The sequence below is a fragment of the Aquabacterium humicola genome (genome assembly GCF_030167915.1).
GTDB lineage: Bacteria > Pseudomonadota > Gammaproteobacteria > Burkholderiales > Burkholderiaceae_C > Pseudaquabacterium > Pseudaquabacterium humicola.
In genome coordinates this window covers 1-2,243 of the sequence record NZ_JARGNB010000036.1, presented here as the reverse complement: position 1 = coordinate 2,243, position 2,243 = coordinate 1, and the positions used below count along the sequence as shown (strand labels likewise).

Genomic DNA, 2,243 nt, shown 5'->3' with positions numbered 1-2,243 from the left:
CGTTCGTGCCGGTGCAGATGGAGCCGGTTCGGTCGGAGCCGGCGATGCCGTCGCTCAACGTGCAGGCGCGCCTTCCCAACGGGGTCGTGCTGGACCTGGGTGGTTGCGACCTGCAGCAAGCGGGCCAACTCATAGAGGCGCTGGGGAGGATGCGGTGTTCCGCCTCGACGAAGGGTTGAAGGTCTACCTGCACCGGGCGCCGGTGGACTTCCGGCTGAGCATCAACGGCCTGGCTGCCCTGGTGGAGCAGGCGCTCGGGCTGAATCCGTTTGCGGCGTGCGTGTACGTGTTCAGCAACCAGCGTCGCAACCGCGTGAAGATCCTGGGCTGGGACCGCAACGGCTTTTGGCTGCTATTGAAGCGGCTCGAGCAGGACCGCTTCATCTGGCCGAGCGAGGCTGCCGTGCCGACGCTGACGGTGGAGCAGCTGCACTGGTTGCTCGAGGGCATCGACATCGGCGTTGTCCAGCGGCACCCGAAGCGTCTGTACGATCGGGTCGCCTGACGACGTCGGCCGAACTGGTTTAGTGCGGAGAATACGAGTAGTGCGCACGTCCCCGTCAGGCAAGAATCTGCCTCGATGGTTCGCATGCCCACCGCCGACGAGTTCGCCGCCCTGCAGCAAGCGCTGGCCGACGCCGTTGCGCTGCGCGATGAGGCCGTGCAGCGCAGCGAGAAGCTGGTCGGCGAACTGCGCGTGGTGCGCACCGAACGCGACCTGCTCCAGGAACAGCTGAACAGGTTCACGCGGCGGCTGTTCGGCGCCAGTAGCGAGGCCGGTGGCACGCACCAGAAGGACATGTTCTTCAACGAGGCTGAGGCCGAGGGTGCCAAGGCCGAGCCGACGGTTGAAGAACGTCCCGACGACAAGACGGTGGACGTCCCAGGGCACAAGCGCGCCAAGCGCGGCCGCAAACCGCTGGACCCGGCGCTGCCGCGCGAAGTAGTTCGCCATGAGTTGCCCGAAGGCGAGCGGGTCTGCCCGCACGACGGCGCTGTGTTGCGCGAGATCGGCGTCGAGACCAGCGAGCAGTACGACATCATCCCGCAGCAGGTGCGCGTCATCCGCCATGAGCGGGTGAAGTACGCATGCCCTTGCTGCGACGGCGGCATGCGCCTGGCGCCCAGGCCACCGCAGGTCATCCCCAAAGGCCTGTTCACCGAGAACGCGATTGCCTGGGTGATCAGCTCCAAGTACCTGGACGGGCTGCCGCTGTACCGGCAGGCCGCGCTGCTGGGTCGATTCGGCGGCACCGACGTCTCGCGCAACACGCTGGCCGCCACGGTCGTGCGCTGCGGCCAGGCGGTGCAGCCGGTGATCAATCTGCTGCGCGACCTGTTGCTCGACTCGCCGATCGTGTTCGGCGACGAGACTGAGGTCCAAGTGCTCAAGGAAGCCGGCCGCAGCGCCCAGGCCAAGAGCTACATGTGGGTGCAGATGACCAATGGCTCCGGCAAGGACGGCACAGGACCGCCGATCCGGCTCTTCGCGTACGCGCCGAGCCGCAGCCTGCAGACGGCCAAGAGGTTGTATGCCGGGATGCGCTCGGGCGCGGTGCTGATGAGCGATGGCTACGACCCCTACGCCTCGATCGCGAGCGAACATCGCCTCGTGCATCTCGGGTGCTGGGCGCACGCGCGCCGGTACTTCCACGAGGCACTGCAGGCGTTGCCGAAGGACAAGCGCGGCGCCGAGCAACTGCCGGCGCGATTCATCGCGCTCATCGGCAAGCTCTACCGCGTTGAGGCCCGGGCTCGCGAACGCCAGTTCGACGTGCAACGGCTGCATCGACTGAGGCAGAAGTACAGCGTCAAGGTCCTCGGCGACATCGAGAAGCTGCTACTGCAGCACCTGCACAGCGTGTTGCCGAGCAGCCTGCTCGGCAAGGCACTGCACTACCTGTCGTCGCAGTGGGCGAAGCTCAAGCGCTACGTGGACGACGGCAGCTTGCCGATAGACAACAACGCCTGCGAAAACAGCATCAGGCCGTTTGTCGTCGGGCGGCGCAACTGGCTGTTCTCTGACACCGTTGCAGGAGCCAACGCGAGTGCAAACCTGTACTCGTTGCTGCAGACATGCGCTGCCAACGGCATCGACGGCTACCGATATCTCGCCGCGCTCCTGGTGGAGCTGCCCAAGGCCAAGACCGCCGACGACTTCGAAGCCCTGCTGCCCTGGCGGCTCACGCCTCCTAGCGCCAAATAGACACGTCCGCAAGGGACGTGTCTGGAGGAGCGCTTAC

The 2,243-nt window shown here is 66.2% G+C and carries 2 protein-coding genes; both read left to right on the top strand.

Features of this window, described 5'->3' with window-relative positions; all coding sequences use genetic code 11:
• Window positions 1-154: 154 nt before the first annotated feature.
• Window positions 155-505, top strand: a complete 351-nt coding sequence (tnpB, locus tag P1K89_RS33240) for an IS66 family insertion sequence element accessory protein TnpB (protein WP_284620825.1) — start codon at window positions 155-157, stop codon at window positions 503-505.
• 75 nt (window positions 506-580) lie between these two features.
• The gene (gene tnpC / locus P1K89_RS33235) at window positions 581-2,206 is read left to right on the top strand and encodes an IS66 family transposase (protein ID WP_284620824.1); all 1,626 of its coding nucleotides are present in this window, start codon (window positions 581-583) and stop codon (window positions 2,204-2,206) included.
• Window positions 2,207-2,243: the final 37 nt, after the last annotated feature.